The 25,290-nt window shown below is 73.9% G+C and carries 21 protein-coding genes; 11 read left to right on the plus strand and 10 right to left on the minus strand.

The features are described from left to right. Window positions 1–13: 13 nt before the first annotated feature. Both uvrA and ACTWQH_RS21120 read left to right on the plus strand, forming a co-directional pair. Window positions 14–2,863 (plus strand): excinuclease ABC subunit UvrA, encoded by a 2,850-nt coding sequence (gene uvrA, locus ACTWQH_RS21115; RefSeq protein WP_443288224.1) that lies wholly within the window; start codon window positions 14–16, stop codon window positions 2,861–2,863. Window positions 2,864–3,173: 310 nt separating this feature from the next. Next, a complete protein-coding gene (locus tag ACTWQH_RS21120; protein ID WP_443288269.1) occupies window positions 3,174–6,476 on the plus strand; it encodes a phosphodiester glycosidase family protein in 3,303 nt (1,100 codons plus the stop codon). Between the two features lie 92 nt (window positions 6,477–6,568). On the opposite strand, the gene uvrB is transcribed toward ACTWQH_RS21120, so the two are convergent. Then, the gene (gene uvrB / locus ACTWQH_RS21125) at window positions 6,569–8,689 is read right to left on the minus strand and encodes an excinuclease ABC subunit UvrB (RefSeq protein ID WP_443288225.1); all 2,121 of its coding nucleotides are present in this window, start codon (window positions 8,687–8,689) and stop codon (window positions 6,569–6,571) included. A 165-nt stretch (window positions 8,690–8,854) separates the two neighbouring features. Here uvrB and ACTWQH_RS21130 point away from each other — a divergent pair, with 165 nt between their 5' ends. From ACTWQH_RS21130 to ACTWQH_RS21140, 3 genes are all read left to right on the plus strand, one after another. Then, window positions 8,855–9,763 (plus strand): glycerophosphodiester phosphodiesterase, encoded by a 909-nt coding sequence (locus ACTWQH_RS21130; RefSeq protein WP_443288226.1) that lies wholly within the window; start codon window positions 8,855–8,857, stop codon window positions 9,761–9,763. Between the two features lie 82 nt (window positions 9,764–9,845). After that, window positions 9,846–10,391, plus strand: coding sequence for a methylated-DNA--[protein]-cysteine S-methyltransferase (locus tag ACTWQH_RS21135; RefSeq protein WP_443288227.1), 546 nt, complete (start codon window positions 9,846–9,848; stop codon window positions 10,389–10,391). Window positions 10,392–10,491: 100 nt separating this feature from the next. Then, a complete protein-coding gene (locus ACTWQH_RS21140) occupies window positions 10,492–11,127 on the plus strand; it encodes a hypothetical protein (protein ID WP_443288228.1) in 636 nt (211 codons plus the stop codon). 47 nt (window positions 11,128–11,174) lie between these two features. Here the strand turns inward: ACTWQH_RS21140 and ACTWQH_RS21145 are convergent, their stop codons facing one another. The 3 genes from ACTWQH_RS21145 to ACTWQH_RS21155 all read right to left on the minus strand — a co-directional run bounded on the left by ACTWQH_RS21145 (window position 11,175) and on the right by ACTWQH_RS21155 (window position 13,440). Further along, window positions 11,175–11,837: a M23 family metallopeptidase gene (locus ACTWQH_RS21145; RefSeq protein WP_443288229.1), complete on the minus strand. Its 663-nt coding sequence runs from the start codon at window positions 11,835–11,837 to the stop codon at window positions 11,175–11,177. A 327-nt stretch (window positions 11,838–12,164) separates the two neighbouring features. Then, window positions 12,165–12,920 (minus strand): PIG-L deacetylase family protein, encoded by a 756-nt coding sequence (locus ACTWQH_RS21150; protein WP_443288270.1) that lies wholly within the window; start codon window positions 12,918–12,920, stop codon window positions 12,165–12,167. Between the two features lie 52 nt (window positions 12,921–12,972). Next, a complete protein-coding gene (locus ACTWQH_RS21155) occupies window positions 12,973–13,440 on the minus strand; it encodes a type II toxin-antitoxin system PemK/MazF family toxin (RefSeq protein ID WP_443288230.1) in 468 nt (155 codons plus the stop codon). A gap of 62 nt (window positions 13,441–13,502) precedes the next feature. Here ACTWQH_RS21155 and ACTWQH_RS21160 point away from each other — a divergent pair, with 62 nt between their 5' ends. Then, window positions 13,503–14,492, plus strand: a complete 990-nt coding sequence (locus ACTWQH_RS21160) for a zinc-binding alcohol dehydrogenase family protein (RefSeq protein WP_443288271.1) — start codon at window positions 13,503–13,505, stop codon at window positions 14,490–14,492. 14 nt (window positions 14,493–14,506) lie between these two features. On the opposite strand, the gene ACTWQH_RS21165 is transcribed toward ACTWQH_RS21160, so the two are convergent. Beyond that, window positions 14,507–15,499, minus strand: coding sequence for an NAD-dependent epimerase/dehydratase family protein (locus ACTWQH_RS21165; protein ID WP_443288231.1), 993 nt, complete (start codon window positions 15,497–15,499; stop codon window positions 14,507–14,509). On the opposite strand from ACTWQH_RS21165, the gene ACTWQH_RS21170 reads away from it, so the two are divergent. Then, window positions 15,498–15,689, plus strand: coding sequence for a DUF397 domain-containing protein (locus tag ACTWQH_RS21170; protein ID WP_443288272.1), 192 nt, complete (start codon window positions 15,498–15,500; stop codon window positions 15,687–15,689). The two genes, ACTWQH_RS21165 and ACTWQH_RS21170, sit on opposite strands and share 2 nt — an antisense overlap. Before the next feature lie 9 nt (window positions 15,690–15,698). Here the strand turns inward: ACTWQH_RS21170 and ACTWQH_RS21175 are convergent, their stop codons facing one another. Together ACTWQH_RS21175 and ACTWQH_RS21180 are read right to left on the minus strand one after the other, a co-directional pair. Then, window positions 15,699–16,826, minus strand: coding sequence for a DUF5954 family protein (locus ACTWQH_RS21175; RefSeq protein WP_443288232.1), 1,128 nt, complete (start codon window positions 16,824–16,826; stop codon window positions 15,699–15,701). A gap of 116 nt (window positions 16,827–16,942) precedes the next feature. Beyond that, window positions 16,943–17,584 carry a uridine kinase gene (locus ACTWQH_RS21180; RefSeq protein WP_443288233.1) on the minus strand — a complete coding sequence of 214 codons (642 nt, stop codon included), beginning with the start codon at window positions 17,582–17,584 and terminating at the stop codon, window positions 16,943–16,945. A gap of 144 nt (window positions 17,585–17,728) precedes the next feature. On the opposite strand from ACTWQH_RS21180, the gene ACTWQH_RS21185 reads away from it, so the two are divergent. From ACTWQH_RS21185 to ACTWQH_RS21200, 4 genes are all read left to right on the plus strand, one after another. Next, entirely contained in the window at window positions 17,729–18,925 is a 1,197-nt protein-coding gene (locus ACTWQH_RS21185; RefSeq protein WP_443288234.1) for an FUSC family protein, read from the plus strand. A gap of 120 nt (window positions 18,926–19,045) precedes the next feature. Beyond that, a complete protein-coding gene (locus tag ACTWQH_RS21190; RefSeq protein WP_443288235.1) occupies window positions 19,046–19,594 on the plus strand; it encodes a (2Fe-2S)-binding protein in 549 nt (182 codons plus the stop codon). Between the two features lie 31 nt (window positions 19,595–19,625). Further along, window positions 19,626–20,639: an FAD binding domain-containing protein gene (locus ACTWQH_RS21195; protein ID WP_443288236.1), complete on the plus strand. Its 1,014-nt coding sequence runs from the start codon at window positions 19,626–19,628 to the stop codon at window positions 20,637–20,639. Next, window positions 20,636–22,888, plus strand: coding sequence for a xanthine dehydrogenase family protein molybdopterin-binding subunit (locus ACTWQH_RS21200; protein WP_443288237.1), 2,253 nt, complete (start codon window positions 20,636–20,638; stop codon window positions 22,886–22,888). The genes ACTWQH_RS21195 and ACTWQH_RS21200 overlap by 4 nt, the downstream gene beginning before the upstream one ends. 28 nt (window positions 22,889–22,916) lie before the next feature. On the opposite strand, the gene ACTWQH_RS21205 is transcribed toward ACTWQH_RS21200, so the two are convergent. From ACTWQH_RS21205 to coaE, 3 genes are all read right to left on the minus strand, one after another. After that, window positions 22,917–23,345, minus strand: coding sequence for a hypothetical protein (locus ACTWQH_RS21205; protein WP_443288238.1), 429 nt, complete (start codon window positions 23,343–23,345; stop codon window positions 22,917–22,919). Between the two features lie 170 nt (window positions 23,346–23,515). Next, window positions 23,516–24,568: a hypothetical protein gene (locus tag ACTWQH_RS21210; protein WP_443288239.1), complete on the minus strand. Its 1,053-nt coding sequence runs from the start codon at window positions 24,566–24,568 to the stop codon at window positions 23,516–23,518. Between the two features lie 109 nt (window positions 24,569–24,677). Continuing rightward, a complete protein-coding gene (gene coaE / locus ACTWQH_RS21215) occupies window positions 24,678–25,289 on the minus strand; it encodes a dephospho-CoA kinase (protein ID WP_443288240.1) in 612 nt (203 codons plus the stop codon). Window position 25,290: the final 1 nt, after the last annotated feature.

A 25,290-nucleotide genomic window follows, 5' to 3' on the forward strand; every position in this document is an offset into this window, starting at 1 on the left:
GGTGTCATCCGGCGTGGCCGACCGACTCATCGTTCGTGGCGCTCGCGAGCACAACCTCAAGAATGTCTCGCTCGACCTGCCCCGCGACTCCCTCATCGTCTTCACCGGGCTCTCGGGGTCGGGCAAGTCCTCGCTCGCCTTCGACACGATCTTCGCCGAGGGCCAGCGCCGCTACGTGGAGTCGCTGTCGGCGTACGCGCGGCAGTTCCTCGGGCAGATGGACAAGCCGGACGTGGACTTCATCGAGGGGCTCTCCCCGGCGGTGTCCATCGACCAGAAGTCGACCTCGCGCAACCCGCGCTCCACGGTCGGCACCATCACCGAGGTCTACGACTACCTGCGGCTGCTCTTCGCCCGCATCGGCAGGCCGCACTGCCCGGAGTGCCGGCGGCCCATCGCGCGGCAGTCGCCGCAGGCGATCGTGGACAAGGTGCTGGGGCTGGAGGAGGGCAGCCGCTTCCAGGTGCTCTCGCCGCTGGTGCGCTCGCGCAAGGGCGAGTTCGTGGACCTCTTCGCCGACCTCCAGACCAAGGGGTACAGCAGGGCGCGGGTCGACGGCGCGACGGCGCAGCTGGCCGACCCGCCGAAGCTGAAGAAGCAGGAGAAGCACAGCATCGAGGTGGTGGTCGACCGGCTGACGGTGAAGGAGAGCGCCAAGCGGCGGCTGACGGACTCGGTGGAGACCGCGCTCGGCCTGTCCGGCGGCATGGTGATCCTGGACTTCGTGGACCTGCCCGAGGACGACCCGCAGCGGGAGCGGATGTTCTCCGAGCACCTGTACTGCCCGTACGACGACCTGTCCTTCGAGGAGCTGGAGCCGCGCTCGTTCTCCTTCAACTCCCCCTTCGGGGCCTGCCCGGAGTGCACCGGCATCGGCACCCGGATGGAGGTGGACGAGGAGCTGATCATTCCCGATCCGGAGAAGACCCTGGAGGAGGGCGCGATCCACCCGTGGTCGGGCGGCCACACCAAGGGGTACTTCAACCTGCTGATCGGCGCGCTGGGCGACACGCTGAACTTCCGCACCGACGTGCCCTGGCAGGGGCTGCCGCAGCGGGCCCGCAAGGCGCTGCTGTACGGGCACAAGACCCGGATCGAGGTGCGGTACGAGAACCGGCACGGCCAGGAGCGGGCGTACACCACGGCGTTCGAGGGCGTGGTGCCCTTCATCCGGCGGCGGCACGCGGAGGCCGAGTCGGACTCCAGCCGGGAGCGGTTCGAGGGGTACATGCGCGAGGCCCCCTGCCCGGCCTGCCGGGGCACCCGGCTGAAGCCGCTGGTGCTGGCGGTGACGGTGCAGGAGAGGTCGATCGCCGAGGTCGCGGCGATGTCGATCAGCGAGTGCGCCGAGTTCCTGCGCGGCATGACGCTCACCGACCGGGAGAAGGCCATCGCCGAGCGCGTCCTGAAGGAGGTCAACGAGCGGCTGCGGTTCCTGGTCGACGTCGGCCTGGACTACCTGTCGCTGGACCGGGCGGCGGGGACGCTCTCGGGCGGGGAGGCGCAGCGGATCCGGCTGGCCACGCAGATCGGCTCCGGCCTGGTGGGCGTGCTGTACGTGCTGGACGAGCCGTCGATCGGGCTGCACCAGCGGGACAACCACCGGCTGATCGAGACGCTGGTGCGGCTGCGCGACCTGGGGAACACGCTGATCGTCGTGGAGCACGACGAGGACACCATCAAGACCTCGGACTGGGTGGTGGACATCGGCCCCGGGGCGGGTGAGCACGGCGGAGAGGTGGTGCACAGCGGCCCGCTGGAGAAGCTGCTGACGAACGAGGCGTCCATCACCGGGCAGTACCTGGCGGGCGCGAGGTCGATCCCGCTGCCGGCGGCGCGGCGGCCGCTGGACGGCGAGCGGCGGCTGACGGTGCACGGCGCGCGGGCCAACAACCTCAAGGACATCGACGTCAGCTTCCCGCTGGGCGTGTTCACCGCCGTCACCGGCGTGTCGGGCTCCGGCAAGTCCACGCTGGTCAACGACATCCTCTACACGCACCTGGCGCGCGAGCTGAACGGCGCGAAGGCCGTGCCGGGCCGTCACACCCGGGTGTCCGGCGATGACCTGGTGGACAAGGTGGTGCACGTCGACCAGTCGCCGATCGGGCGTACGCCGCGCTCCAACCCGGCGACGTACACGGGCGTCTTCGACCACGTCCGCAGGCTCTTCGCGGAGACGATGGAGGCGAAGGTCCGCGGGTACCTGCCGGGGCGTTTCTCGTTCAACGTCAAGGGCGGCCGCTGCGAGAACTGCTCGGGCGACGGCACCATCAAGATCGAGATGAACTTCCTGCCGGACGTGTACGTGCCGTGCGAGGTGTGCCACGGCGCCCGGTACAACCGGGAGACGCTGGAGGTGCACTACAAGGGCAAGTCGATCGCCGAGGTGCTGGACATGCCGATCGAGGAGGCGTTCGGCTTCTTCGAGGCGGTCCCGGCCATCGCCCGGCACCTGCGCACGCTGAACGACGTGGGCCTGGGGTATGTGCGGCTGGGCCAGCCGGCGCCCACGCTCTCCGGCGGCGAGGCGCAGCGCGTCAAGCTCGCCTCGGAGCTGCAGCGGCGTTCCACCGGGAGCACGGTGTACGTGCTGGACGAGCCGACGACCGGGCTGCACTTCGAGGACATCCGCAAGCTGATCTCGGTCCTGTCCGATCTGGTCGAGAAGGGCAACACGGTGATCGTCATCGAGCACAACCTGGACGTGATCAAGACCGCCGACTGGGTGGTGGACATGGGTCCCGAGGGCGGGTACGGCGGCGGCATGGTGGTGGCGGAGGGCACGCCCGAGCAGATCGCCTCGGTGCCGTCCAGCCACACGGGCAAGTTCCTGCGGGACATACTCGGCGATCGGCCGCGCTGAATCGCACTCAACCGGCTTGTTGACCCGGGTGAGTTGTTTTCCGAAAGTTCTCAGTCGCCCTCTGGTATAGACCGCTTGGCCTTGGAACGCTGAGCCGCTGGGCGCGTGTCGCGCGCACCCGGTTCACGCGTTCCAGGGAGCTGCGGTGTCATACACGGCTGGGCACGGTGGAGTTCGCGCACGCGCGCTGCTGGCGGTGGGGGTCGCCGCGGCGCTGACCTTCGGGCTGATACCGGCGGCGACGGCCGGGGCCGGGGCGCCGGCGGGGCGCGCGGCGGCGGCCCCGGCGGGGATCGTCGACGGCGACGGCATGGAGCTGTCGCGCACGGAGCAACCCCTCGCGCCCGGCGCGGAGCTGACGAGCTATCAACGCCTGGAGCCGGACAAGTGGCTCAGCGCGCACGCCCTGAGCGTCGACCTCACCAGCGAGCTGCGGGTGGACTACCTCGCCCCCGGCGGGGTGGCGGCGTCCGAGCCGGTCAGCGAGATGGTGGCGCGCCACGACCCGGGCGAGGGCCGCACCACGGTGGCCGCGATCAACGGGGACTTCTTCGACATCAACGGCACGCAGGCGCCGTTGGGCCCGGGGCTGAGCGGGGGCGCACTCACGCAGTCCGGTTCCGAGGGCGCCACGCAGGTGGTCGGCATCGGCCCGGACAGCGCCGGGCGCATCCTGGACCTGTACTTCGAGGGCACCCTCACGCTGCCCGGCGGCGGCACGGAGGAGCTGGACGCCTACAACGCCGCCGCCCTCCCGGCCGACGGCATCGGCGTCTACACGCCGCAGTGGGGCGCCGGGGACCGGGCCCTGCCGGTGGCGGGCGCGGAGGAGGTCACCGAGGTGATGGTGGAGGACGGCGAGGTGACGGCCGTCTCCGAGAAGCCGGGCGCGGACCCGATTCCTGCGGACGCGGTCGTACTGCTGGGCCGGGGCGAGGGAGCGCGCACCCTGGCTCCGCTCGCCGCCGGCGACGACGTGGCGATGGAGTACGCCCCGGTCACGAGCGACGGCGGCGCCGTGCCGCGCACCGCCGTGGGCGGGCGCGGGCTGCTGGTGGTGGACGGCGAACCGCAGAACTGGGAGGGCCGGCCCAACGACGCGACCGCGCCGCGCACCGCCGTCGGCTTCTCGCGGGACGGGCAGGAGATGTTCGTGCTGAGCGTGGAGGGCCGCCAGGCCCACTCGGGAGGCGCCACCCTCACGGAGCTCGCCACGTTGATGGCCGACCTCGGCGCCCACAGCGCCCTGAACCTGGACGGCGGCGGCTCCACCACCCTGCTGGCCCGCGAGCCGGGCGACGCGGCGCCGAGCGTCGTGGGCAGCCCCTCGGACGGCGAGGAGCGGGCCGTCCCCAACGGGCTGGCGATCACCGCCCCCGAGGGCGACGGCGAGCCGGCCGGCTACCGGGTGGAGACGGCCGCCGACCCGGCGTCGGCCCCCAGCGCGGACGCGGTTCCCGGCGGTCACCCGGACCGGGTCTTCCCGGGCCTGACCCGGCGGCTGTCGGCGGTCGGCCACGACGAGACCTACGGCCCCGCCGCCGGGAGCCGCGACCCGCGGTGGCGTTCGGACGACCCGTGGACGGGCACCGTCTCGGCGGAGGGGACGACCGGCGTCTTCACCGCCCACCACCCCGGCACGGCCGAGGTGACGGCCGCGCGGCGCGGCGCCGAGGAGGGCTCGCTGGAGCTGACGGTCCTCGGCCCTCTGGACCGCGTCGAACCCACCGCGCGGCGGGTCGGACTGGCCGATCCCTCGGCCGAGGGCGGCTTCGGCATCGTCGGCTTCGACGCCGCCGGGAACTCCGCGCCCGTCGAGCCGGCCGACGTCCACCTCGACTACGACGCCTCGCTGTTCACCATCGAGCCGGACGTGAGCGGCGGCGGCTTCGCCGTCACCGCCGCCTCGCAGCGGCCGCAGGTCTCCGGCACGGTGACCGCGACGGTCGGCGGCGTGTCCACGGTGCTGGCGGTCACCATCGGGCTCGAGGAGGCCACGGTGGCGGACTTCGAGAACGCCGGCGAGTGGGCTTTCAGCCACGCGCGGGCGGGCGGCTCGCTGGCGCCGGAGCCCGAGGGGCAGGCGGGCGCCGGGCTGCGCATGGCGTACGACTTCAGTCTCAGCACCGCCACCCGGGCCGCCTACGCCACGCCGCCCGCGGACATCCCGGTCGCCGGGCAGCCGCAGAGCTTCACCCTGTGGATCAAGGGCGACGGGCGCGGCGCCTGGCCCTCGCTCCACCTGATCGACGCCCACGGCACCAGTCAGGTGCTGCGCGGCGACTACATCGCGTGGGAGGGCTGGCGGCAGGTCACCTTCGCGGTGCCGGAGGGCGTGGCCTACCCGGTGTCGGTGCGCCGCTTCTACATCGCCGAGACCCGGCCGGCCGCGCAGTACGCCGACGAGCTCGTCATCGACGAGCTGCGGGCGCAGACCCCGCCCGAGGTGGAGCTGCCCGAGTCGGCGCCCGTGGCCGACCCGGTGATCGGCACGGCGGCGGAGGCCGCCGGGCGGGACTGGCGGTTCGCGGTGGTCTCCGACGCCCAGTTCGTGGCGCGCGACCCGGACAGCGAGATCGTGGCGCGGGCGCGGCGGACGCTGCGGGAGGCCAGGGCCGCCGACCCCGACTTCGTGGTGATCAACGGCGACTGGGTCGACGAGGGGTCCGAGGCCGACCTGGCCTTCGCCCGCCGGATGATCGAGGAGGAGCTGGGCGACGACCTGCCCTGGTACTACATCCCCGGCAACCACGAGGTGATGGGCGGCACCATCGACCGCTTCGAGGCCGAGTTCGGGGAGGCGCAGCTGACCTTCGACCACCGGGGCACGCGCTTCATCACGCTCGACACCTCCTCGCTGACGATCCGGGGCGGCGGGTACGCACAGTTCGTCGAGCTGCGCGGACAGCTCGACGCGGCGGCCGGGGACCGGTCGGTGGACTCGGTGGTGGTGATGGCGCACGTGCCGCCGCGCGACACCACGGCGCAGCCCGCCAGCCAGCTGTCCGACCGGATGGAGGCGGACCTGCTGGAGGACTGGCTGGCGGAGTTCCGGCGGGAGACCGGCAAGGGCGCGGCGTTCTTCGGGGCGCACGTCGGGGTCGTCGACGGCTACCGCCTGGAGGGCGTGCCGTACTTCGTCGGCGGGAACGCCGGGAAGGTGCCGGCCGCGCCTGTGGACGAGGGCGGCTTCAACGGCTGGGCCCTGGTCGGCGTCGACGAGATCCCGGCGGCGGATCAGGCCGCCGCGCGGCGTGCTCCGCACCGGCTGCTGCCGGACTGGCTGACGGTCCAGACCCGGCCGCACGTGGACGAGCTGCGGCTCGACGCCCCCGGGGAGATGGCGGTCGGCGAGACCGCGTCGGCGGGCGCGACCCTGGTGCAGCAGGGCGGCGCCGGCGCGGCGCGCGAGGTGCCGGTCGGCTTCCCGGTGAGCGCGGACTGGTCCGGCTCACGCGGCCTGTTCCTCGGCCCGGCCGAGGAGGCGGGCAGGCGCGACGTCGCCGCGTTCGACCCCGATACCGGGGAGCTGACCGGGTTGCGCCCAGGCGGCGTGCGGCTGGCCGTGGAGGTGAGCGGCGTGCGGCGGGAAGCGCGGATCGAGGTCGGCTAATCGAGGTCGGCTAAGGGTACGTACCCACCCCGGCCATCCCCGGGTGGGGTGCCGGGGTGTGGGCGGCAACGGGGGCGGAGCCCCCCTTCGCCTCAGCGCAGCCCCACCTCGCGCATCTGGCGCAGCTCACGCTTCAGCTCCGAGACCTCGTCGCGCAGCCGCGCCGCGATCTCGAACTGCAGCTCGGCCGCGGCGGCACGCATCCGCTCGGTGAGCTCCTCGATGGTCTCGGCGAGCTCGGCGGCCGGCCGGTCGGTCAGCTCCTTCTTCTCCTTGCCGCCCTTCCCTCCCTTGCCGGCGGTGGCGGCCGGGGCGGGTGTCCTGCGCCGGGTGCCGTCGGCGTGGCGGTACCCGGTGTCCATCAGCTCCTTGGTGTCCACCTCTTCGCGGGCGATGCTCGCCACGATGTCGTTGATCCGCTTGCGCAGCGGCTGCGGGTCGATGCCGTTGGCCTCGTTGTACGCCACCTGCTTGGCGCGGCGCCGGTTGGTCTCCTCGATGGCCTTCGCCATCGCCGGGGTGACCTTGTCGGCGTACATGTGGACCTGGCCCGACACGTTCCGCGCGGCGCGGCCGATGGTCTGGATCAGCGCGGTGCCCGAGCGCAGGAAGCCCTCCTTGTCGGCGTCGAGGATGGCGACCAGCGACACCTCCGGCAGGTCCAGGCCCTCCCGCAGCAGGTTGATCCCGACGAGCACGTCGAACTCGCCGCTGCGCAGCTCCCGCAGCAGCTCGACCCGGCGGAGGGTGTCGACGTCGCTGTGCAGATACCGCACGCGGATGCCGAGCTCCAGGAAGTAGTCCGTGAGGTCCTCGGCCATCTTCTTGGTGAGGGTGGTGACCAGGACCCGCTCGTCCTTCTCGGCCCGGACGCGGATCTCGTGCACCAGGTCGTCGATCTGGCCCTGGGTCGGCTTGACCACGACCTCGGGGTCGACCAGCCCGGTGGGCCGGATGATCTGCTCCACGTGGCCGTCACCGCGGGACAGCTCGTACGCCCCGGGAGTCGCCGACAGGTACACCGTCTGGCCGATGCGCTCCAGGAACTCCTCCCACTTCAGCGGCCGGTTGTCCATCGCCGACGGCAGGCGGAAGCCGTGGTCGACCAGGGTCCGCTTGCGGGAGGCGTCGCCCTCGTACATGGCGCCGATCTGCGGGACGGTGTTGTGCGACTCGTCGATGACCAGCAGGAAGTCGTCCGGGAAGTAGTCCAGCAGGGTGTGCGGCGGGGAGCCGGTGTCGCGGCCGTCGACGTGGAGCGAGTAGTTCTCGATGCCGGAGCAGGTGCCGATCTGCCGCATCATCTCGATGTCGTACGTGGTGCGCATCCGCAGCCGCTGCGCCTCCAGCAGCTTGCCCTCCCGCTCCAGCACCGGGAGCCGCGCCGCCAGCTCGGCCTCGATGCCGGAGATGGCCCGCTCCAACCGCTCGGGACCGGCCACGTAGTGCGAGGCGGGGAAGACGTAGAGGTGGTCGTCCTCGGAGATCACCTCGCCGGTGAGCGGGTGGAGCGTGGACAGCGCCTCGATCTCGTCGCCGAACATCTCGATGCGGACGGCCAGCTCCTCGTAGACCGGGAAGATCTCGATGGTGTCGCCGCGCACCCGGAAGGTGCCGCGCGTGAACGCCACGTCGTTGCGCGTGTACTGCATGTCGACGAAGCGGCGAAGCATCGCGTCGCGGTCGATCTCCTGCCCGACCTTCAGCGGCACCATGCGGTCCACGTACTCCTGGGGGGTGCCCAGGCCGTAGATGCAGGAGACGGAGGCGACGACGATCACATCGCGCCGGGTGAGCAGGGAGTTCGTCGCGCTGTGGCGCAGCCGCTCGACCTCCTCGTTGATCGAGGAGTCCTTCTCGATGTAGGTGTCCGTCTGCGGGACGTACGCCTCCGGCTGGTAGTAGTCGTAGTACGAGACGAAGTACTCCACGGCGTTGTTCGGCAGCAGCTCGCGGAACTCGTTGGCCAGCTGGGCGGCGAGGGTCTTGTTCGGCGCTATCACCAGGGTGGGCCGCTGCAGCCGCTCGATCATCCACGCCGTGGTCGCCGACTTGCCGGTGCCGGTCGCGCCCAGCAGGACGACGTCCTTCTCGCCGCCGGTGATGCGCTTCTCCAGCTCCGCGATGGCCGTGGGCTGGTCGCCGCTGGGCTGGTAGGGGCTGACGACCTCGAAGGGCGCCATGGTGCGTTCGATCTCAGAAACGGGCCGCATGGTCCCCACCGTACGATCCGCCACTGACAGCGGCACCGCGCTCGCGGCCGCCGCCCGCCCCACGTACGGAGTGTGTTCAGCTCACGGTCACCGCGGTCTGTCTGGGTGTTCTCCCGGGCGGGGAGGCTCCCTGGCGTCCCGTTCCCGCACACGAGGAGTCCCCCCATGCCGCTTCACGCCGCCAGGAGCCGGTCCGCGACGGCCGCCCTCGGCCTCGCCTCGGCCGCCGTTCTCGCCGTGCCCGTCACCGCCGGTCACGCCGCCGCCTCGCCCTCGGCCTCGCCCTCGGCCGCCCAGAACGATCCCGTGATCATCGCCCACCGGGGCGCCTCCGGATACGCCCCGGAGAACACGCTCGCCGCGGCCGACGCCGCCGCCGATCTCGGCGTCACCTGGGTGGAGACCGACGTCCAGCGCACCGCCGACGGCGAGCTGGTCCTGATGCACGACGCCACGCTGGCGCGCACCACCAACGCCGAGGAGCTCTTTCCCGACCGCGCGCCGTGGAACGTCGCCGACTTCACCGCCGAGGAGATAGCCCAGCTCGACGCGGGGAGCTGGTTCGGCGAGGAGTTCGCGGGCGAACCGGTGCCCACGCTGGCCGGCTTCCTCGGGGTGCTGGAGGAGAACGGCCAGCGGCTGCTGCTGGAGCTCAAGCAGCCGCAGCTCTACCCGGGCGTCGAGGAGGAGGTGCTGGCCGAGCTGGACGCCGAGGGCTGGCTGGACGAGCACCACCCCGGGGAGCGGCTGGTGGTGCAGAGCTTCGAGGCGGACTCGGTGCGGGCCGTGCACGAGCTGGCGCCCGCGGTGAAGACCGGCTTCCTGGGCACCCCAGCGGTGGCCGACCTGCCGGAGTACGCGGCGTTCGCCGACCAGATCAACCCCACGCACGCCGACCTCACCGACGCCTACGTGAAGGAGATCCACGCGCTTCAGGGCCCGCACGACGAGCCTCTGGAGGTCAGCACCTGGACGGTCAACGACGCCGAGGCGGCGCGGCGGGTGGCCGGCCTGGGGGTGGACGGGATCATCACCAACGTCCCCGACGTGGTGCGCGACGCCATCGGCGACTGAGGCGGGCCTGCCGGCGGGGAAGCGGGCCCGGCGGGTGGGCGCGGCGGCGGCGTTGTCAGTGGCGCCTCGTAACCTCGGGATCATGAACAACGGCACACCCTTCGTATGGACCGTGCGGGACACGCCGATCGGCCCGCTGCTGCTCGCCGCCACCGGCCGGGGCCTGGTCAGCGTCGTCTTCCACGCCGACGAGCGGACGACGCGCCGGGCCCTGTCCCGGCTGGGCGCCGCGCTGGGGTCCCGGCCCGAGCCCGCCGCCGGGCCGGAGCCGGCGCTGGAACCGGCCGTCGCCGCGCTGGAGGCGTATTTCCGCGGCGAGCTGCGCGACTTCGCGATAGCACTCGACTGGTCGCTGATCTCGGGGTTCAACGAGCGGGTGCTGCGCGAGCTCGCCGCCTCGGTGCCCTTCGGCAGCATCGTGGGGTATGGGGAGCTGGCCGAGCGCGTCGGCGAGCCGGACGCCGCGCGGGCGGTCGGGGCGGCGATGGGCGCCAATCCGCTGCCGGTGGTGGTGCCATGCCACCGCGTGGTGGCGGCGGACGGAGGCATAGGCGGCTTCGGCGGCGGCCTGGCGACGAAGCGGGCGCTGCTGGAGCTGGAGGGTGTGCTGCCGCAACCGCTGTTCTGAGGGACTCCGGGCGGCCGAAAACGTATGACCGTAGGCCCGGCCGGGCATCACCTCTGCGACCGCGTTCGCGTCTCCCACCCCCCACGCCAGGAGGGCGACGATGGCCCTGCCCCAGGAATGGCACCAGGACCGGACAGCAATCACCTACCTCTCAATCGACACCCTGCTGGCGCGCGGCTGGACGCCGTTTCTGGTGCGCGCCTTCCTCGGCGACCCGGACCGCACGGTCCCGGTCGAGCTCTACCTGTCCTCCCGGGTGAGGGAGGTCGAGCGGCGCGACGACTTCGTCGCCGCCCGCGACGTGCGGCGCCGGCGGGCCGAGGCGCTGCGGAAGGCGACGGCGAAACGCCGGGAGCGGGCGCTGGACGCGATCCGCACCGTGCCGCTGGACCTGCCGTGCCTGAGCCAGTCGGAGCTGGCGGTCCGCGCGATCGAGCACCGCAACGTGCTGGACGCCCAGCGGGCGGTGCTGTCCTGGGGCCACCGGCCGAACCCGGTCACCGTGGAGTCCGTCTTCCCCGGGGAGCTCATCCGCTGGCAGGTGATCTACCTGCGGGACGCCCTGGCGGGCTGCCACCACCTGCTGGAGGCGCTGCCGCCCGGCGCCAGCCAGGCAGAGGGCCGCAGGCTCCTCACCGAGCGGATATTCGGCGCCATAGCGGCGGCGTATCCCGCGCTGGAACTGGAGTGCCGCAGACAGCAGGCGGCCGCTCAGGCCACCGCGAGGGCGGCCTGAGCGGCCGAGAGGAGCGAGAGGAGCGAGAGGAGACCGGGGGCGCGACGTCAGACGGTGACGTGCTGGCTCCGCAGGAACTTCACGGGGTCGACGGCGGTGCCGTAGTCCGGCGAGGTCCGGATCTCGAAGTGCAGGTGCGGGCCGGTGCTGTTGCCGGTGTTGCCGGACCGGGCGATCCGCTCGCCCGTGGTGACCTTCTCGCCGACGCTGACCTCGACCCGCGACAGGTGGGCGTACTGCGAGTAGGTGCCGCTGTCGTGCTGGATCACGATGGCGTTGCCGTAGGCCGAGCCATCGCCCGCGCCCCAGGCGCCCGCCTTGACGACCGTGCCGCCGTGCACGGCGCGCACCGTGGTGCCGCTCGGGACAGCGAAGTCCTGGCCGCTGTGGGTGGCCGACCACAGGTCGCTGCTGGCGGCGAACGGCGCGGTCAGCGTGTAGTCGGCGGTGACCGGCGGCATCCAGGACCGGGCCTTGACGCGCTCATTGGCGCCCGAGGCGGCATCCGCCTGGGTGCCGGCCTGACTTCGGACGGTCTCGGACGTGCTGGTGGCGGTATGCGTAGCCGAGGGCGCGGCCGAGGCCGAGGCCGCGGTGGCCACGCCGGCGGTCGCCAGGACGGCCGACGCGCAGACGCCGGCCGTCGCGATGGCCGCGCGGGAGCGGAGGCGGGTACGGAGGGCGAGACGGTTCGTGGTGCTCTTAGGCATAAGGGGGCTACCTCGCTGTTTCGGGGGAATTGCCCTTCCTTGGTAACCGCTCCTTTCCCGGACCTCAAGAAAGGCAATTACTACGCGTCCGCGTAGTGAAAATCGGGGAAGAAAGTCCCTTAACGGCCCCCTTCGGCGCACGCGCCCGCGCCGCCTCCCTGCCCGCCTGCCCCCTTCTGACCTGGAGGGGAGGAAGGTCGGGCCCCGGTTTCCCCGAATTACCCGCGCTCGGCGGGCCGAAAGTCCCGGCCTTTTGTCACTTCTCGCTTCTACCGCACTTCGTAGGTGCGTTTTCCGCTGTGGCGCAGCTCACGGAAACGCCCGCGCTCAGCGCGGAAAGAGCTCGAAGGCGACGCACGCACGCCCGCCGAAACGCGCGGCGGCCCCCTCACCGATCTGGGCATGCAGGTCCCGCGCGTACACCGCGGGCTCCTGGTCGCTCAGGGCGGTGATGTACGCGCGGTGCTCCGCCAGAGAGGCGACCGCCCGCTCCCGGGACCGGTCGCTCACCGCCTGCGCGTGCGTCGCCTCCGGCGAGGCGGCCACCGCGACCCAGCGCACGCCGCCCCACGGCTCCAGCCCGCCGTCCCCACCGTCCCCGCCGTCCCCGCTCTCCCCCCTCTCCTCGCCGAGCTGCTCGGGGAAGATCCAGCGGTTCCCCGCATCCCCGGCGGCGTCGATCACCGCCCGCCCCACGGCCCGGTGGTCCGGCGTGTTCCACGCCCGGCCGCCCCAGGTCTCCCGGTGGTTGATGGTGATCAGCAGCTCCGGCCGGTGCCGCCGGATCGCTCGCGCCAGATCGCGGCGCAGCGCGACCCCCTCCTCGATCACGCCGTCCCGGTGGTCCAGGAACTCCACCCGGTGTACGCCCACGACCGCCGCGCTCGCGATCTGCTCGGCCTCGCGCACCCGCGCGGACTCCTCGGGCGGGATCCCGTCGATCCCCGCCTCACCCCGGGTGACCAGCAGGTACGCCACCTCCCGCCCGGCCTCCGTCCACTCGGCGACGGCGGCCGCGGCCCCGTACTCCAGGTCGTCCGGGTGGGCCACGATGGCCAGCGCCCGCTGCCAGTCCGTGGGCATCTCCGCCAGCGGCTCCGTCACCGTTTGCTCTCCTTCCGTGCTCTGACCGGGGCTAGCGCCAGCCGTGGCGGCGCTGAAGGTTGTGTACCACGCGGTTGAACCGCGCCCGGTCCAGCGCGCACGCCTCGCGCCGCATCCCCTCCGGGTGCACCCGCAGCACCCGCTCCAGGTGGACCCAGGAGTCCCGCCCCGACCGGTCCCAGGGCCCGGCCCCCATCGGCAGCCACTCGTCGTCGTGGTCCCGGTCCTTGCTGGAGAGCTGCACGGCCAGCAGCGTCTCGCGCCCCGCCTCGCGCGCGACCACGAGCACCGGCCGGTCCTTGCCGCGCCCGTCGTTCTCCTCGTAGGGCACCCACGTCCACACGATCTCGCCCGGGTCCGGGTCCCCGTCCGGCTCCGGGGAGTACTCGGTGCACACCGCCCCCACCTCGCGCGGGAGCACCTCCACCGTCCGGCCCGGCCCGCTGCGCCCCGGGACCTCGGCTATGTCCCCCGTCGCCCCTGTCGTCTCAGTCGTCATGCGCACACACGCTACCGACCGCCCCGCGTCGGTAGGTTGGGGGTATGGCAAGTGTGGAGACCATGCGCGCGTGGGTGGTTCGCTCACCGGGCCGGCTCGACGCGGTCACGATGCCCGTCCCCCGCCCGGCCGACGACGAGTTGCTGGTGCGCGTCCGGGCCTGCGGCGTGTGCCGCACGGACCTCCACGTCCGCGACCACGACCTGCCGCCCCACGCCTCCCCCGTGGTCCCCGGCCACGAGACCGTGGGCGAGGTCGTCGCCGCCGGCCCCCTGGCCGAGGGGTACGCCACCGGCGACCGCGTGGGCATCGCCTGGCTGCGCCGCACCTGCGGCACCTGCCGCTCCTGCGCGCGCGGCCAGGAGAACCTCTGCCCCCACTCGCTCTACACCGGCTGGGACGCGGACGGCGGCTACGCCGAGTACGCCACCGTGCCCGCCGCGTACGCCTACCCGCTGCCCGGCCCGTACGCCGACGAGGAGCTGGCCCCGCTGCTGTGCGCCGGCATCATCGGCTACCGCGCGCTGCGGCGCGCCGACCTTCCCCCGCACGGGCGCCTCGGCGTCTACGGCTTCGGCGGCTCCGCCCACCTCACCGCCCAGCTCGCCATCGCCCAGGGCGCGCGCGTCCACGTGCTGACCCGCTCCCTGGCCGCCCAGGAGCTGGCCCTGCGCCTCGGCGCGGCATCGGCCGGGGACGCCTACGCCCCGCCGCCCGAGCCGCTGGACGCCGCGATCCTCTTCGCACCGGTCGGCGACCTGGTGCCCGTCGCCCTCGAGTCCCTGGACGCGGGCGGCACCCTCAGCATCGCGGGCATCCACCTGACGGACGTCCCGGTGCTCAACTACCAGCGGCACCTCTTCCGGGAGCGCACCGTGCGCAGCGTCACGGCGAACACCCGCGAGGACGGCCGCGCGTTCCTGGCGGCGGCGATCGAGCACGGCGTGCGCGCCACGATCGCCCCCTACCCCTTCGACCGCGCCGACGCAGCCCTCGACGACCTCGCCGCCGACCGCGTCACGGGGGCCGCGGTGCTGAGCCTGCCGGGGTGACGGCGCAGCCCACGTCAGGCCAAAGCGTCGAGCAACGCGCGCTCGCGCTGGGCGCTGAGCCCCGCGCGTCGTTCCCGGTCCAGGCCCCGGTCCTGCTCACGCTCCCATCGCAGCGTGTCGGCCACCAGCTCCGCCCGGGACCGGTGGCTCAGCCCAGCAGCCCGCGCAGCGTCCCCGCTCCGGGCCGAGAACCCCTCCCACCCCCGCTCGACCAGCCACATCGGCAGCGACTCGGCCCCCATGAACTGCGCCACCCCGTTCGCGAGCAGCCATGCCGAGTCGGCGGCGACCACCGGCCCGGTGTGCCCGCCGACGGTGCGGCACAGCTCGATCCACTCCCCGAGCGGCACGACCGGCCCGACGGCGTCGTACACGCCGACGCGCTCCGCCTCGGCGGCGTCGAGCAGCCAGGCGGTGAGGTCCCGCACGTCGACCACCTGCGTCGGCAGGCCCGGCTCGTCCGGAACCAGCATCGGCCCACGCGGATCGCGCGCGGCACGGGCCGCCCAGTAGCCGGAACGCCCGCTGTGATCGCCCGGCCCACCTATGAGACCCGCGCGTGCGATCAGGAGGCGGTCGCCCACGACGGCCGTCGAGGCCTGTTCGCAGGCGGCCTTCGCCTCCCCGTACAGCGCCCGGTCGACCTCGCCGCGGTCGGTCGGAGCCAGAACGGCCGCGGACTCGTCCGCACCCGGCGCGGCATGGGAGGCGTAGGCGTTGATGGAAGAGACATAGGCCCAGTGCTTGGCCTCGCCGCCCAGGGCATCGAGCGCCTCGCGAACGAAGCCCGGCTGCCATGACACCTCGACGACCGCGTCCCATGCGCGGCCCCGCAGTGGCTCGTACGCCGAAGGGTCGCGCCGGTCGGCGGCCACCAGCGTCGCTCCGTCCGCGACGTCTCCGCTCTCCCCGCGCGCCAGGCACGTCACCCGATGACCGCGCTCGATCGCCTGCCGCGACACTTCCCGGCCCACCCACGCTGTTCCGCCCAGCACCAAGATCTCCATTCCGCCACCCAAGCACCGCGAACGCCGACGCGCCCAGAAGACTTCGCCGACAGCAGACGGCCCCGGCGACGACTGCGTCGAGGTGTCCCCCCACCCCACGCACGTCCACGTCCACGACTCCAAGACGCCCGCCCGCCCCCACCTCACCCTCTCCCCCGGCGTCTGGAGCCGCTTCGTCTCCCGGCTCTGACTGGGCGGCCTACAGCATCCCCTTCTCCCTGTCCTTCTGCGCCTGCACCTCGATCGGGTCGTACGGGTCCCAGTCGCTCGGCCGGGGAAGCTCCGGGCCGTCCGGGCCCAGGCGGATGAGGCGTTCCAGGCGCGTGATGCGGTAGTGGTGCCCCAACGCCTCGATGTCGTCGAGGCGTTCGGCGCTCAGGCGGGTCACGACGTCGGCACACTCGCGCAGCTGGACCTTCGTCAGGCGCTGCGCGCCGGGCTTGAGGAGGCGGTGGCGGCGGGCCAGTTCCTCGCGGATGGGCTCGGGGAGTTCGGGGAAGCGGGAGTTCCGGCACGCCGGGGGCCTGAGGGAGAGGGGCAGCAACGCCTCGAAGCGGCTGGCCAGGTAGTCGCGGGCGCCTTGCGGCGTTTCGTGGGAGAGGTTGTCGTCGGCGCCCCAGCGGTCTCCCATCCGCTCGGAGACGGTGAACGCCGGGGGCAGCAGCACGCCGCCGGGGTGGGTGTGCTGGGCGCGCACGGAGTCCTCGTGGACGTCGCGGGGGACGGAGGTGCGGGCGTAGACGAACTGGAGCAGGTCGAGCTTCAGGATGCCCTCGGACATGCCGGTGGCGGCGGTCGGGTCGATGAGGAAGCCCTTGGTGCGCGAGCGCGCCCGGCGCCCCTCGCCGATGGGCATGGGGTCGGGGTCGCTGGGGCGGGGCGGCTCGGGTCCTTCGGGCCCGACGCGCAGGAACATGTCGCCCCGGGCGATGCGGAAGCGGCAGTCGCGGACGGCGAGTTCGTTGAGCTTCTCCCACTCCATCCTCCTGGCGCCCGCCATCCACGCCCGGTGGGCCTCGCCGTCCTCCGCCTTCTCCGCCTCCTGCGCGCGCCTGCGGCACTCCGAGGCGAGGGAGTCACGGCAGCCCTGCGGGTTGCCCTCGTCGGCGAGGAGGATCCGCCACCGGCCGTCCACCTCCTGCTCGGTGACGGCGAAGAGAGGGCCGCGCCCGCCGAGATCGGGATAGGCGTCCCTGGCCTGCCACGCCTCGGTGTCGGTGATCACCGACACGGGGTCGTCGAAGTGCCCCACGCGGATCACGCGGTGGGACTCGGGGAGCTCGGCGGTGTCCTCGGGATGGTCAGAGTCAGAGTGGTAGTCGGCCATGCACGCATTGTGGTGAGCGGGGGCGGGGGCTCGCAGGCGTTCCCGGCTTCCGGCCACGCCGGGCGGTGCACTCCCGCGCCCGCGCGCCGCCGCATGCATCCGGCCGCCCAGACGCCCTACGCTCCGCCGCCGGTCCAGGCCGGGCGGCGCGGGTCGTCGGCGCGGACCACCACGTCGGCGTTCTCGGCGGGCCGCACCTCCACCTCGTAGCGGGCGAAGGCGGCGAGCGTCCACCGCTCGTCGGCGTCGATGCGGCGGGCGAGGGCGGCCGGAGAGAGGCTGACGTGCACCGACAGGTCGGCCGGGAACCAGTGGCCGAGGAGCAGCGGGCCGTGCAGGATGAGCACCCCTCCGGCGGGCAGCTCGACCGGCGCGCTGCGGGTGGCGCGGTCGCGGGCGGGGTCCCAGAGGTCGGGCAGCACGCGGCCGGTGCCGCCCGGCTCCAGCGGGCCGAAGACCTCCCGCCACAGGGCACCCACGTCGAGCCAGCGTTCGTAGTAGGCGTCCGCGTCGTGCCGCCCGTGCTCGTAGCGGAGCGAGGCGGCGCGCCAGAAACCCTCGGCGGCGACGGACAGCGCCTCCCGGCCGCGCAGGCGCAGCGCGTCGCGCAGGACCTCGGCCAGTTCGCCGGGGCGGGCGGCGGGCGCGCCGTCGACCAGGACGCGCGGCCACGGGCCGCCGTCCCGGGTCTCCAGCGCGGCGACGCGTTCGGCCAGCGCCTCGGTCAGCCGCTCCCAGGTGATCGCCTTCAGCCGCATCTCCCCATCATCCCCGTCATCCCCGTCATCCCCATCCTGCCCGTCATCCGCGGATCAACCGAGCAACGGACACCCGCGGCGGCCGCGCCACGGCGTTGCGCCCTCACTCCGCCCTGCCCTTCTTCCACCGATATCATCCAAATCGTGCCAGTCGTAACCGAGCAGGTGATCGATCTCGCCAAGCGACGCAACGAGCCCGTCGTGACGCAGACGCTGCGGTCCGCGGCGGCCGCCACGATGGCCTACCTCGTCGCCCTCTGGCTGACGGACGTCACCGCCCCGCTGCTGGCCCCCCTCACGGCGCTGCTCGTCGTCCAGGTCACGCTCTACGCCACCCTCACCAGCGGCATCCGCCGCGTGAACTCGGTGGTGGCCGGGGTGGTGCTGGCGACCGGCTTCAGCGGCCTGGTGGGGCTGAGCTGGTGGAGCCTCGGGCTGCTGATCCTCTGCTCCCTGGCGATGGGCCACCTGGTGCGCGCCGGCGAGTTCGTCCCGGAGGTGGCGATCAGCGCCATGCTGGTGCTGGGCGTCACCCAGGTCACGGAGACCGCGCTGGACCGCGTCTGGGAGACGCTGATCGGCGCCGCCGTCGGCCTGCTGTTCAACGTGGTGTTCGTCCCGCCGGTGTGGGTGCGCCCGGCCTCGGAGGACATCGAGGACCAGGCCCGCCGGATGCGGGGGCTGCTGCACCGGCTCGGCGAGCAGGCCGACGAGCCGATCACGCCCGTGGCCCGCGCCACCGCCAAGCTCTACGAGGCGCGGCGGATCGACCAGGACGTGGCGCTGGTGGACGCCTCGCTGTCGCAGGCCGAGGAGAGCCTGCGCCTCAACCCGCGCGTGAAGGAGGGCGTCCTCACGCGCATCGTGCTGCGCACCGGCCTGGACACCCTGGAGATCTGCGCCGTCATGCTGCGCACGCTCTCGCGCACCCTGGCCGACCTCGCCGGGCACCGCGCGGACGAGCCGCTGTTCCCGCCCGACGTGGCGCCGGAGCTGCGGCAGCTGTTCCTCCACCTGGGGGACGCCATCGGCACCTTCGCCGAGCTGATCACCAGCCAGGTCAGCGCCAGCGCCGAGGAGGCCGAGACGCGGCTCGCCAGCCAGCTGGAGGTCTGCCGCGCCCGCCGCGAGCGCCTCGCGCGCATGCTCCTCTCCCGGGTCCAGGCACACCCCCGGCAGTGGCAGCTCCACGGCGCCCTGCTGGCGGACATCGACCGGTTGCTCGACGAGCTGGACATCGAGCGGCGTTCCCTGCACCTCGCGGAGGAGCTCGACCGCTACTCGCGCGAACGCCCCGACCGGCCGCGCGGCCTGCGGCAGCGCCTGCTGCCGACGCGGTAGCGCGGGCGGCGTTCGCCTTTCACCTGAACGCGCGCCCGGGCGTTGCGCGAACTTCGTCCCCTCTGCCCCAGCATGATCGCGAGCGATCACGGAGCGGGAGCAGGAGGGAGTTCGGGAACGATGACAGCACACAAGCCGGCGGTGGCCGGGGTGGAGGGCGCCGGCGTCCTCACGGAGCGCGGGCCCGGGCCCGTCAGGGTCGAGCTGGTGGTCAACCGCGCAGAGCGGGCCGTGGATATCGAGCCGCGGGTGAGCCTGCTCCAGGCGCTGCGGGAGGAGTGCGGGCTGACCGGCGCCAAGCGCGGCTGCGACCAGGGGACGTGCGGGGCCTGCACGGTGTGGGTCGACGGGCAGCGCGTCCTGTCGTGCCTCACCCTGGCGATCGCCTGCGAGGGCCGCGAGGTCGCCACCGTCGAGGGCCTGACCGACGAGACCGGGACGGGGCCGCACCCGGTGCAGGCGGCGTTCGTCCGCCACGACGCCTTCCAGTGCGGCTACTGCACCCCCGGGCAGCTCATGTCGGCCGTGGCCCTGCTGGAGGAGGGCCACGCGCACGACGACGCCGAGATCGGCGAGTGGATGAGCGGCAACCTCTGCCGCTGCGCGGCGTACCCCAACATCCGGGCGGCCATCCGGGAGGTCCGCGACCGGCGACGGACACGCGCGTAAGGAGACAAAGAGCCAAGGAGACACGTCAGCAATGCGACCCATCAGCTACTCCCGCGCCACCGACGTGGCGAGCGCGGTCGAGGCCGTCACCATCGATCCGCTCAGCGACTACCTCGCCGGCGGCACCACCGAGATCGACCTCCTGCGGCAGAACGTCCTCACGCCGCGCCGCCTGGTGGACATCAGCCGCCTGCCCCTGACCGGCGTCGAGGAACTGCCGGGCAGCCTGCGCGTCGGCGCCCTGTCCCGGATGAGCGACGTGGCGCGGCACCCGCTGGTGCGCGAGCGGCTCCCCATGGTCGCCCAGGCGCTGGAGCTGGGCGCCTCCCCGCAGCTGCGCCACATGGCGAGCATCGGCGGCAACCTGCTGCAACGCACCCGCTGCCCCTACTTCCGCGACGGCGTCTCCCCCTGCAACAAGCGCGAGCCGCGCAGCGGCTGCTCCGCGCTGACCGGCGTCAACCGAGGCCACGCCGTGCTGGGCACCAGCGAGCACTGCATCGCCACCCACCCCTCCGACCTCGCCGTGCCGCTGGTCGCCCTCGACGCCCGCATCCACACCCGGACCGCGCTCGGCGAACGCACCCACACCATCCACGACTTCTTCCTCCCCCCCGGCGACGCGCCCCACCGCGAACACCCCATGGAGCACGGCGAGCTGATCACGGCCGTCGAGATCCCCGAGACCCCCATGGCCCGCTCCTCCCTCTACCTGAAGGTCCGCGACCGCGCGTCCTACGAGTTCGCCCTGGCCTCCGTCGCCGCCTGCCTGACGCTCGACGGCACCACCGTCACCGGCGTACGCCTGGCGCTCGGCGGCGTGGCCACCACCCCGTGGCGCGCCCGCCGCGCCGAGGCCGCGCTGCTGGGCGCGGTCGCCGACCGCGACAGCTTCGCCCGCGCCGCGCGCGAGGAACTGGCCGCCGCCCGGACCGCGCCCACCGCCATGAACGCCTTCAAGACCGAACTCGCCCGGCGCGCCCTCGTGCGCGCCCTGGAGATCCTCGCCGCCCAGCGTCCCGCCCGGCCCGGGAGCCCCGCATGACCACGGCCACCACCACCCCTGCCCTCGGGCGGCCCCTCGACCGCGTCGACGCCCTGCCCAAGGTCACCGGCTCGGCGGCGTACACGGCCGACATCCCGCGACCCGGCCTGGTCCACGGCGTGCTGGTCGGCGCCCGCGTCGCCGGCGGACGCATCCGCGCCATCGACACGGCGGAGGCACTGGCCGCCGCCGGCGTGCTGGCCGTGCTCACCCACCACAACCTGCCGCGGATCGCGGCCCAGCCGCCGCTGATCCCGTCCCTGGCGGGGACCGCCGCGCCCGGCGAGACCTTCTTCCCGATGCAGGACGCGACGGTGCACTACGCCGGGCAGCACATCGCCCTCGTCGTCGCCGACACCCACGAGCGCGCCCTCCACGCCTCCCGCCTCGTCCGCGTCGCGTATGAAACCGACGAGGAGACGCCCGCCGTCACCACCCTCGACCAGGGGCGCGACCAGGCCTACGAGCCCGAGGCGGTCTTCGGCGGCCTGGTCCCGGGCCGCACGGCGCGCGGCGACGTCGAGGCGGCGCTCGCCCGCTCCGCCGTCCGCGTCGACGCCACCTACGCCTACGCCGCCAACCACCACAACCCCATCGAGCCCCACTGCGCCACCGCCGAGTGGGACGGCGACCGGCTCACCCTGCACGACACCACCCAGGGCGTCACCGCCACGCAGCACACCGTCGCCGCGCTGCTCGGCATCCCGCACGTCAACGTCCGCGTCATCGGCCACTTCACCGGCGGCAGCTTCGGCTCGAAGGCCATGGTCTGGCACCACGCCACCCTGGCGGCGCTCGCCGCCCGCCACGTCGGCCGCCCGGTGCGGCTGGCGCTGACGCGGGAACAGATGTTCACCTCCTGCGGGCACCGCGAGGAGCAGGAGCAGCGGATCACCCTCGGCGCCGACGCCGACGGGCGGCTGACGGCGTTGCGCCACCACAAGCTCTCCCCCACCTCGCACTTCGACCACTGGGCCGAGCCCTCGCTGGGGGCCGCCTCGCGGATGTACGCCTGCCCGGCATACGAGGGGGTCTACCGGCTGTTCCGCGCCAACACCATGACCCCGACCTTCACGCGCTGCCCGGGCGAGTCGACCGGCCTCTTCGCGCTGGAGAGCGCCATGGACGAGCTGGCGGCGCGCGTCGGGGTGGATCCGCTTCAGCTGCGGCTGCGCAACCTGGCCGAGACCGACCCCGCCACCGGGCGGCCGTGGTCGAGCAGCGGGTTGCGCGCGTGCTACGAGCGCGGGGCCGAGCGCATCGGCTGGCGGCGGCGGGCCGAGGCCCCGGCGCGGGAGGGCGAGTGGCTCATCGGCCTGGGCATGGCGTCCTCGGCGTATCCCGTCTTCCCGCCCACCAGCCCGCAGCGCGCCCGCGCCCGACTGTACGCCGACGGGAGCGCCGTCGTGCAGGCGGCCGTGTCGGAGTTCGGCACGGGGGTCGCCACCGCCATGACGCAGGTCGCCGCCGACGCGCTGGGCCTGGACGTGGCGCGCTGCCGCTTCCAGGGCGGCGACACCGACCTGCCGAACGTCGCCGCCGCCGTCGGCTCCGCCGGCGCGGGCATGATCAGCGCCGCCGTGCACACGGCCGCCACGGCCCTGCGCGAGCAGCTCGTCGCGCGGGCCGTCGCCGACCCGGCCTCGCCGCTGCACGGCGCCGCGCCCGAGGACGTCGTGGTGGCGGACGGGCGGATGGCGCTGCGCGACCGGCCCGCGACCGGGGAGAGCTACGCCGGGCTGCTGCGACGCCACCACCAGCCCGACGCCGAGGCGTCCGGCGCCTGGGGGCCGCCGGGTGACGACGGGGCGTACGCCATGTCCACCTTCGGGGCGCAGTTCGCGGAGGTCGCCGTCGACCCGGGGCTCGGGCTGATCCGGGTCCGGCGCCTGGTCGGCGCCTTCGCGCCCGGCCGCGTCCTGAACGCCAAGACCGCGCGCAGCCAGCTGATGGGCGGCATGCTGTGGGGGCTCGGACAGGCCCTGCTGGAGGCCACGTTCATGGACGCCGCGGCCGGGCGCTGGGCCAACACCAGCCTTGGCGACTACCTGGTGCCGGTGAACGCCGACGCCCCGGAGGTGGAGGTGGAGCTGGTCGAGGTGGCCGACCGCGTGGTCAACCCGCTCGGCGTGAAGGGCGTCGGCGAGATCGGCCAGGCGGGGACGGCGTCGGCCATCGCCAACGCCGTCCACCACGCCACGGGCCGCCGCGTGCGCGGGCTGCCCATCACGATCGAGGACATGCTCTAGTGCGCTGCTGCTCTGCTGCTCTGGTGCTCTAGTCGCGGGAGTCCGAGTGGCCGCCGCCGATGGTGATGTCGCCGTGGATGTCGCGGGCCTGGATCACCGTGCCCGCGATCCGCGCGCCGGAGGAGATGGTGTTGTGGACGGTGCTCTCGTCGCGGGTGAGCTGGAGGGAGGCACGGTGCTCGGCGGCCCACTGGCAGAGCTGGGCGGCGAAGTCGGCGTCGGCGCGGGCGTGGTCGGCGATGCGGCCGACGAGGGCGTCGCGGTCGCCGGCGGTGGCGTCCCCGGGGTCCGCGGGGTCCGCGGGGTCCGCGGGGTCCGCGGGGTCCGCGGGGTCCGCAGGGCGGCCGGTGATGCGGCGGGCCAGGGAGACCAGGGACTCCCAGGCGGAACGGCCCGCCTCCGTCGCGACGCTGCCCGCGGCGGTGCTGGCCAGGGTGATGGCGGTTTCCACGTCCATGGAAACAACGCTAATGCGCACCGCGTGAACGCCGCCATGCCGGAAGTCGCCCTACCAGGGCGGCAATTGGCCACATCGGGTGCGGAACGGCACGGACGGCGCCGCGGCGGGCGACGGAGAACGGGCAGCGCGATGCCCGTCGGTGTCCCACGGCGGCGTTCGGCAGGTGTTCAGCGCTCCGGGCCGCCCGCTCCGCGCGGGTCATCGGGCGCCGCGGCGGCGTCGTCCTCCGCCTCGGCGACTCCGGCCAGTTCCGGGCGTAACCGGGCCCCGCCGTACGCCGACCCGCGCCGCCGGGCGTTCTCCAGCGCCTCGCGCAGCCGCGCCGCGCCGGCGCCGGCGGCGGCGGCCCGGTGCAGCCGGTACAGCGCGAGGGAGCGTTCGAAATCCGCGGCGGCGCCGGGCCAGTCGCCCTCGGCGGCCCGCAGCGAGCCGCGGCACTCCACGGCCGACGCCAGCAGCGTGCCGTCGGCGGCCTCCCCCAGCGCCTCCGCCGCCGCGACGGCCCGGCCCACCAGCTCGCGGGACTCCTCGAAACGCCCCAGCTCCCACAGCGGGCGCGCGAGCAGGCAGCGCAGCCGCGTCTGCGCGGCGGGGTGCCCGTCCCGCCCGGCGGCGGCCACGCCGGTGCGGAAGGCCTCGACGACGTCGGCGGCGTACCCCGGCCCGTGCGGCCGCAGCGGCTCGCACAGCCCCCAGGCGTCGGCGTCGGCGCCGTGCTCGTACGCCAGCCGGACGCAGCCGCAGAGCGCCGGCCGCTCCTGGTCCAGCCAGCGCCGCGCCGCGGCCGCGTCGGCGAGCGGCACGTCGGGGGCGTACGGCAGCGCGGGAACGGGCTCGGCGAAACGCAGGGGCGGCCCGTCGGAGCGGGCGGCAGGAGGGGCGAGCCGGTCGGCCCTCTCGGCCTGCCGCCGGTACCACCGGACGATCCGCAGCGCCGCCGCACCGGCCGACGCCGGGTCGCCGTGCTCGCGGGCGCGGCGGCGGGCGTGGGCGCGGAGCGGGCCGGGCAGGTGCAGATGGCCGTCGAGCCGCACCTCCAGCAGCCCGGCGGTCTCCAGCTCGTCCAGCGCGTCGTCGGCGGCGTCCTTCCCCTCGCCCAGCGCCGCGGCGGCGGCCCCGGGCGGGAAGTGCGCGGTGGGGTGCTCGGCCAGCCCCCGGTACAGCCGCGCGGCGGGCGGGGTGAGCCCCCGGTAGGCCGCGTCCCACGCCGCTTCCACCACAGGCAGCCCCTCCTCGTCGAGCACGGCCGTGTATACAGCGCGCCAACTCTAGGGCGTCACGACGCCGTGAGTGAACGGCCGGTGACGAGAGTTCACGCGATGTCAGAAGCTAAGCGCCGGGCGCGCGCCCCGCCAGTGCGCGCAGCCGCCCCCACAACTCCCCGACCTGACGCTCCAGATCCGCCGGCTCCCCGTCGTTGTCGAGCACGAAGTCGGCGATCTTCAGCCGCTCCTCGCGGCTGGCCTGGGCCGCCATCCGGGAGCGGGCGTCCTCCTCCGACATGCCACGCAGCCGCGTCAGGCGCGCCAGGCGGGTGGCCTCGGAGGCGTCGACCACGATCACCGCGTCGTAGGTGGCCTGGAGCTGATTCTCCGCCAGCAGCGGCACGTCCTCGACCACGATCGCGTCCGGGGCGGCGGCCGCGCGCAACTCGGCGGCGCGGGCGCGCACCAGCGGGTGGACGATGGCGTTGAGGGCACGCCGGCGTTCGGGGTCGGCGAAGACGATGCGCCCGAGGCGCGGCCGGTCCAGGGCGCCCTCGGGCGTCAGGATCCCGTCGCCGAACTCGGCCACGACGGCGGCCAGGCCCGGCGTGCCGGGCTCCACCACCTCGCGCGCGATGCGGTCGGCGTCCACGACCATCGCGCCGCGCTCGGCGAGCAGCCGCAACGCCTCGCTCTTGCCCGCGCCGATCCCGCCGGTCAGTCCCACAGTGAGCATG

This window comes from Streptomyces sp. 6N223 (assembly GCF_052246635.1).
Lineage (GTDB): Bacteria > Actinomycetota > Actinomycetes > Streptomycetales > Streptomycetaceae > Streptomyces.

Bases quoted from the DNA above. Each gene is read 5' to 3' on its own strand.
- ACTWQH_RS21120 (WP_443288269.1), top strand. From the start codon at position 3,174: ATGGAGCTGTCGCGCACGGAGCAACCCCTCGCGCCCGGCGCGGAGCTG.
- uvrB (WP_443288225.1), bottom strand. From the start codon at position 8,689: ATGCGGCCCGTTTCTGAGATCGAACGCACCATGGCGCCCTTCGAGGTC.
- ACTWQH_RS21130 (WP_443288226.1), top strand. From the start codon at position 8,855: ATGCCGCTTCACGCCGCCAGGAGCCGGTCCGCGACGGCCGCCCTCGGC.
- ACTWQH_RS21135 (WP_443288227.1), top strand. From the start codon at position 9,846: ATGAACAACGGCACACCCTTCGTATGGACCGTGCGGGACACGCCGATC.
- ACTWQH_RS21140 (WP_443288228.1), top strand. From the start codon at position 10,492: ATGGCCCTGCCCCAGGAATGGCACCAGGACCGGACAGCAATCACCTAC.
- ACTWQH_RS21145 (WP_443288229.1), bottom strand. From the start codon at position 11,837: ATGCCTAAGAGCACCACGAACCGTCTCGCCCTCCGTACCCGCCTCCGC.
- ACTWQH_RS21150 (WP_443288270.1), bottom strand. From the start codon at position 12,920: ATGCCCACGGACTGGCAGCGGGCGCTGGCCATCGTGGCCCACCCGGAC.
- ACTWQH_RS21155 (WP_443288230.1), bottom strand. From the start codon at position 13,440: ATGACGACTGAGACGACAGGGGCGACGGGGGACATAGCCGAGGTCCCG.
- ACTWQH_RS21160 (WP_443288271.1), top strand. From the start codon at position 13,503: ATGCGCGCGTGGGTGGTTCGCTCACCGGGCCGGCTCGACGCGGTCACG.
- ACTWQH_RS21165 (WP_443288231.1), bottom strand. From the start codon at position 15,499: ATGGAGATCTTGGTGCTGGGCGGAACAGCGTGGGTGGGCCGGGAAGTG.
- ACTWQH_RS21175 (WP_443288232.1), bottom strand. From the start codon at position 16,826: ATGGCCGACTACCACTCTGACTCTGACCATCCCGAGGACACCGCCGAG.
- ACTWQH_RS21180 (WP_443288233.1), bottom strand. From the start codon at position 17,584: ATGCGGCTGAAGGCGATCACCTGGGAGCGGCTGACCGAGGCGCTGGCC.
- ACTWQH_RS21190 (WP_443288235.1), top strand. From the start codon at position 19,046: ATGACAGCACACAAGCCGGCGGTGGCCGGGGTGGAGGGCGCCGGCGTC.
- ACTWQH_RS21195 (WP_443288236.1), top strand. From the start codon at position 19,626: ATGCGACCCATCAGCTACTCCCGCGCCACCGACGTGGCGAGCGCGGTC.
- ACTWQH_RS21200 (WP_443288237.1), top strand. From the start codon at position 20,636: ATGACCACGGCCACCACCACCCCTGCCCTCGGGCGGCCCCTCGACCGC.
- ACTWQH_RS21205 (WP_443288238.1), bottom strand. From the start codon at position 23,345: ATGGACGTGGAAACCGCCATCACCCTGGCCAGCACCGCCGCGGGCAGC.
- coaE (WP_443288240.1), bottom strand. From the start codon at position 25,289: ATGCTCACTGTGGGACTGACCGGCGGGATCGGCGCGGGCAAGAGCGAG.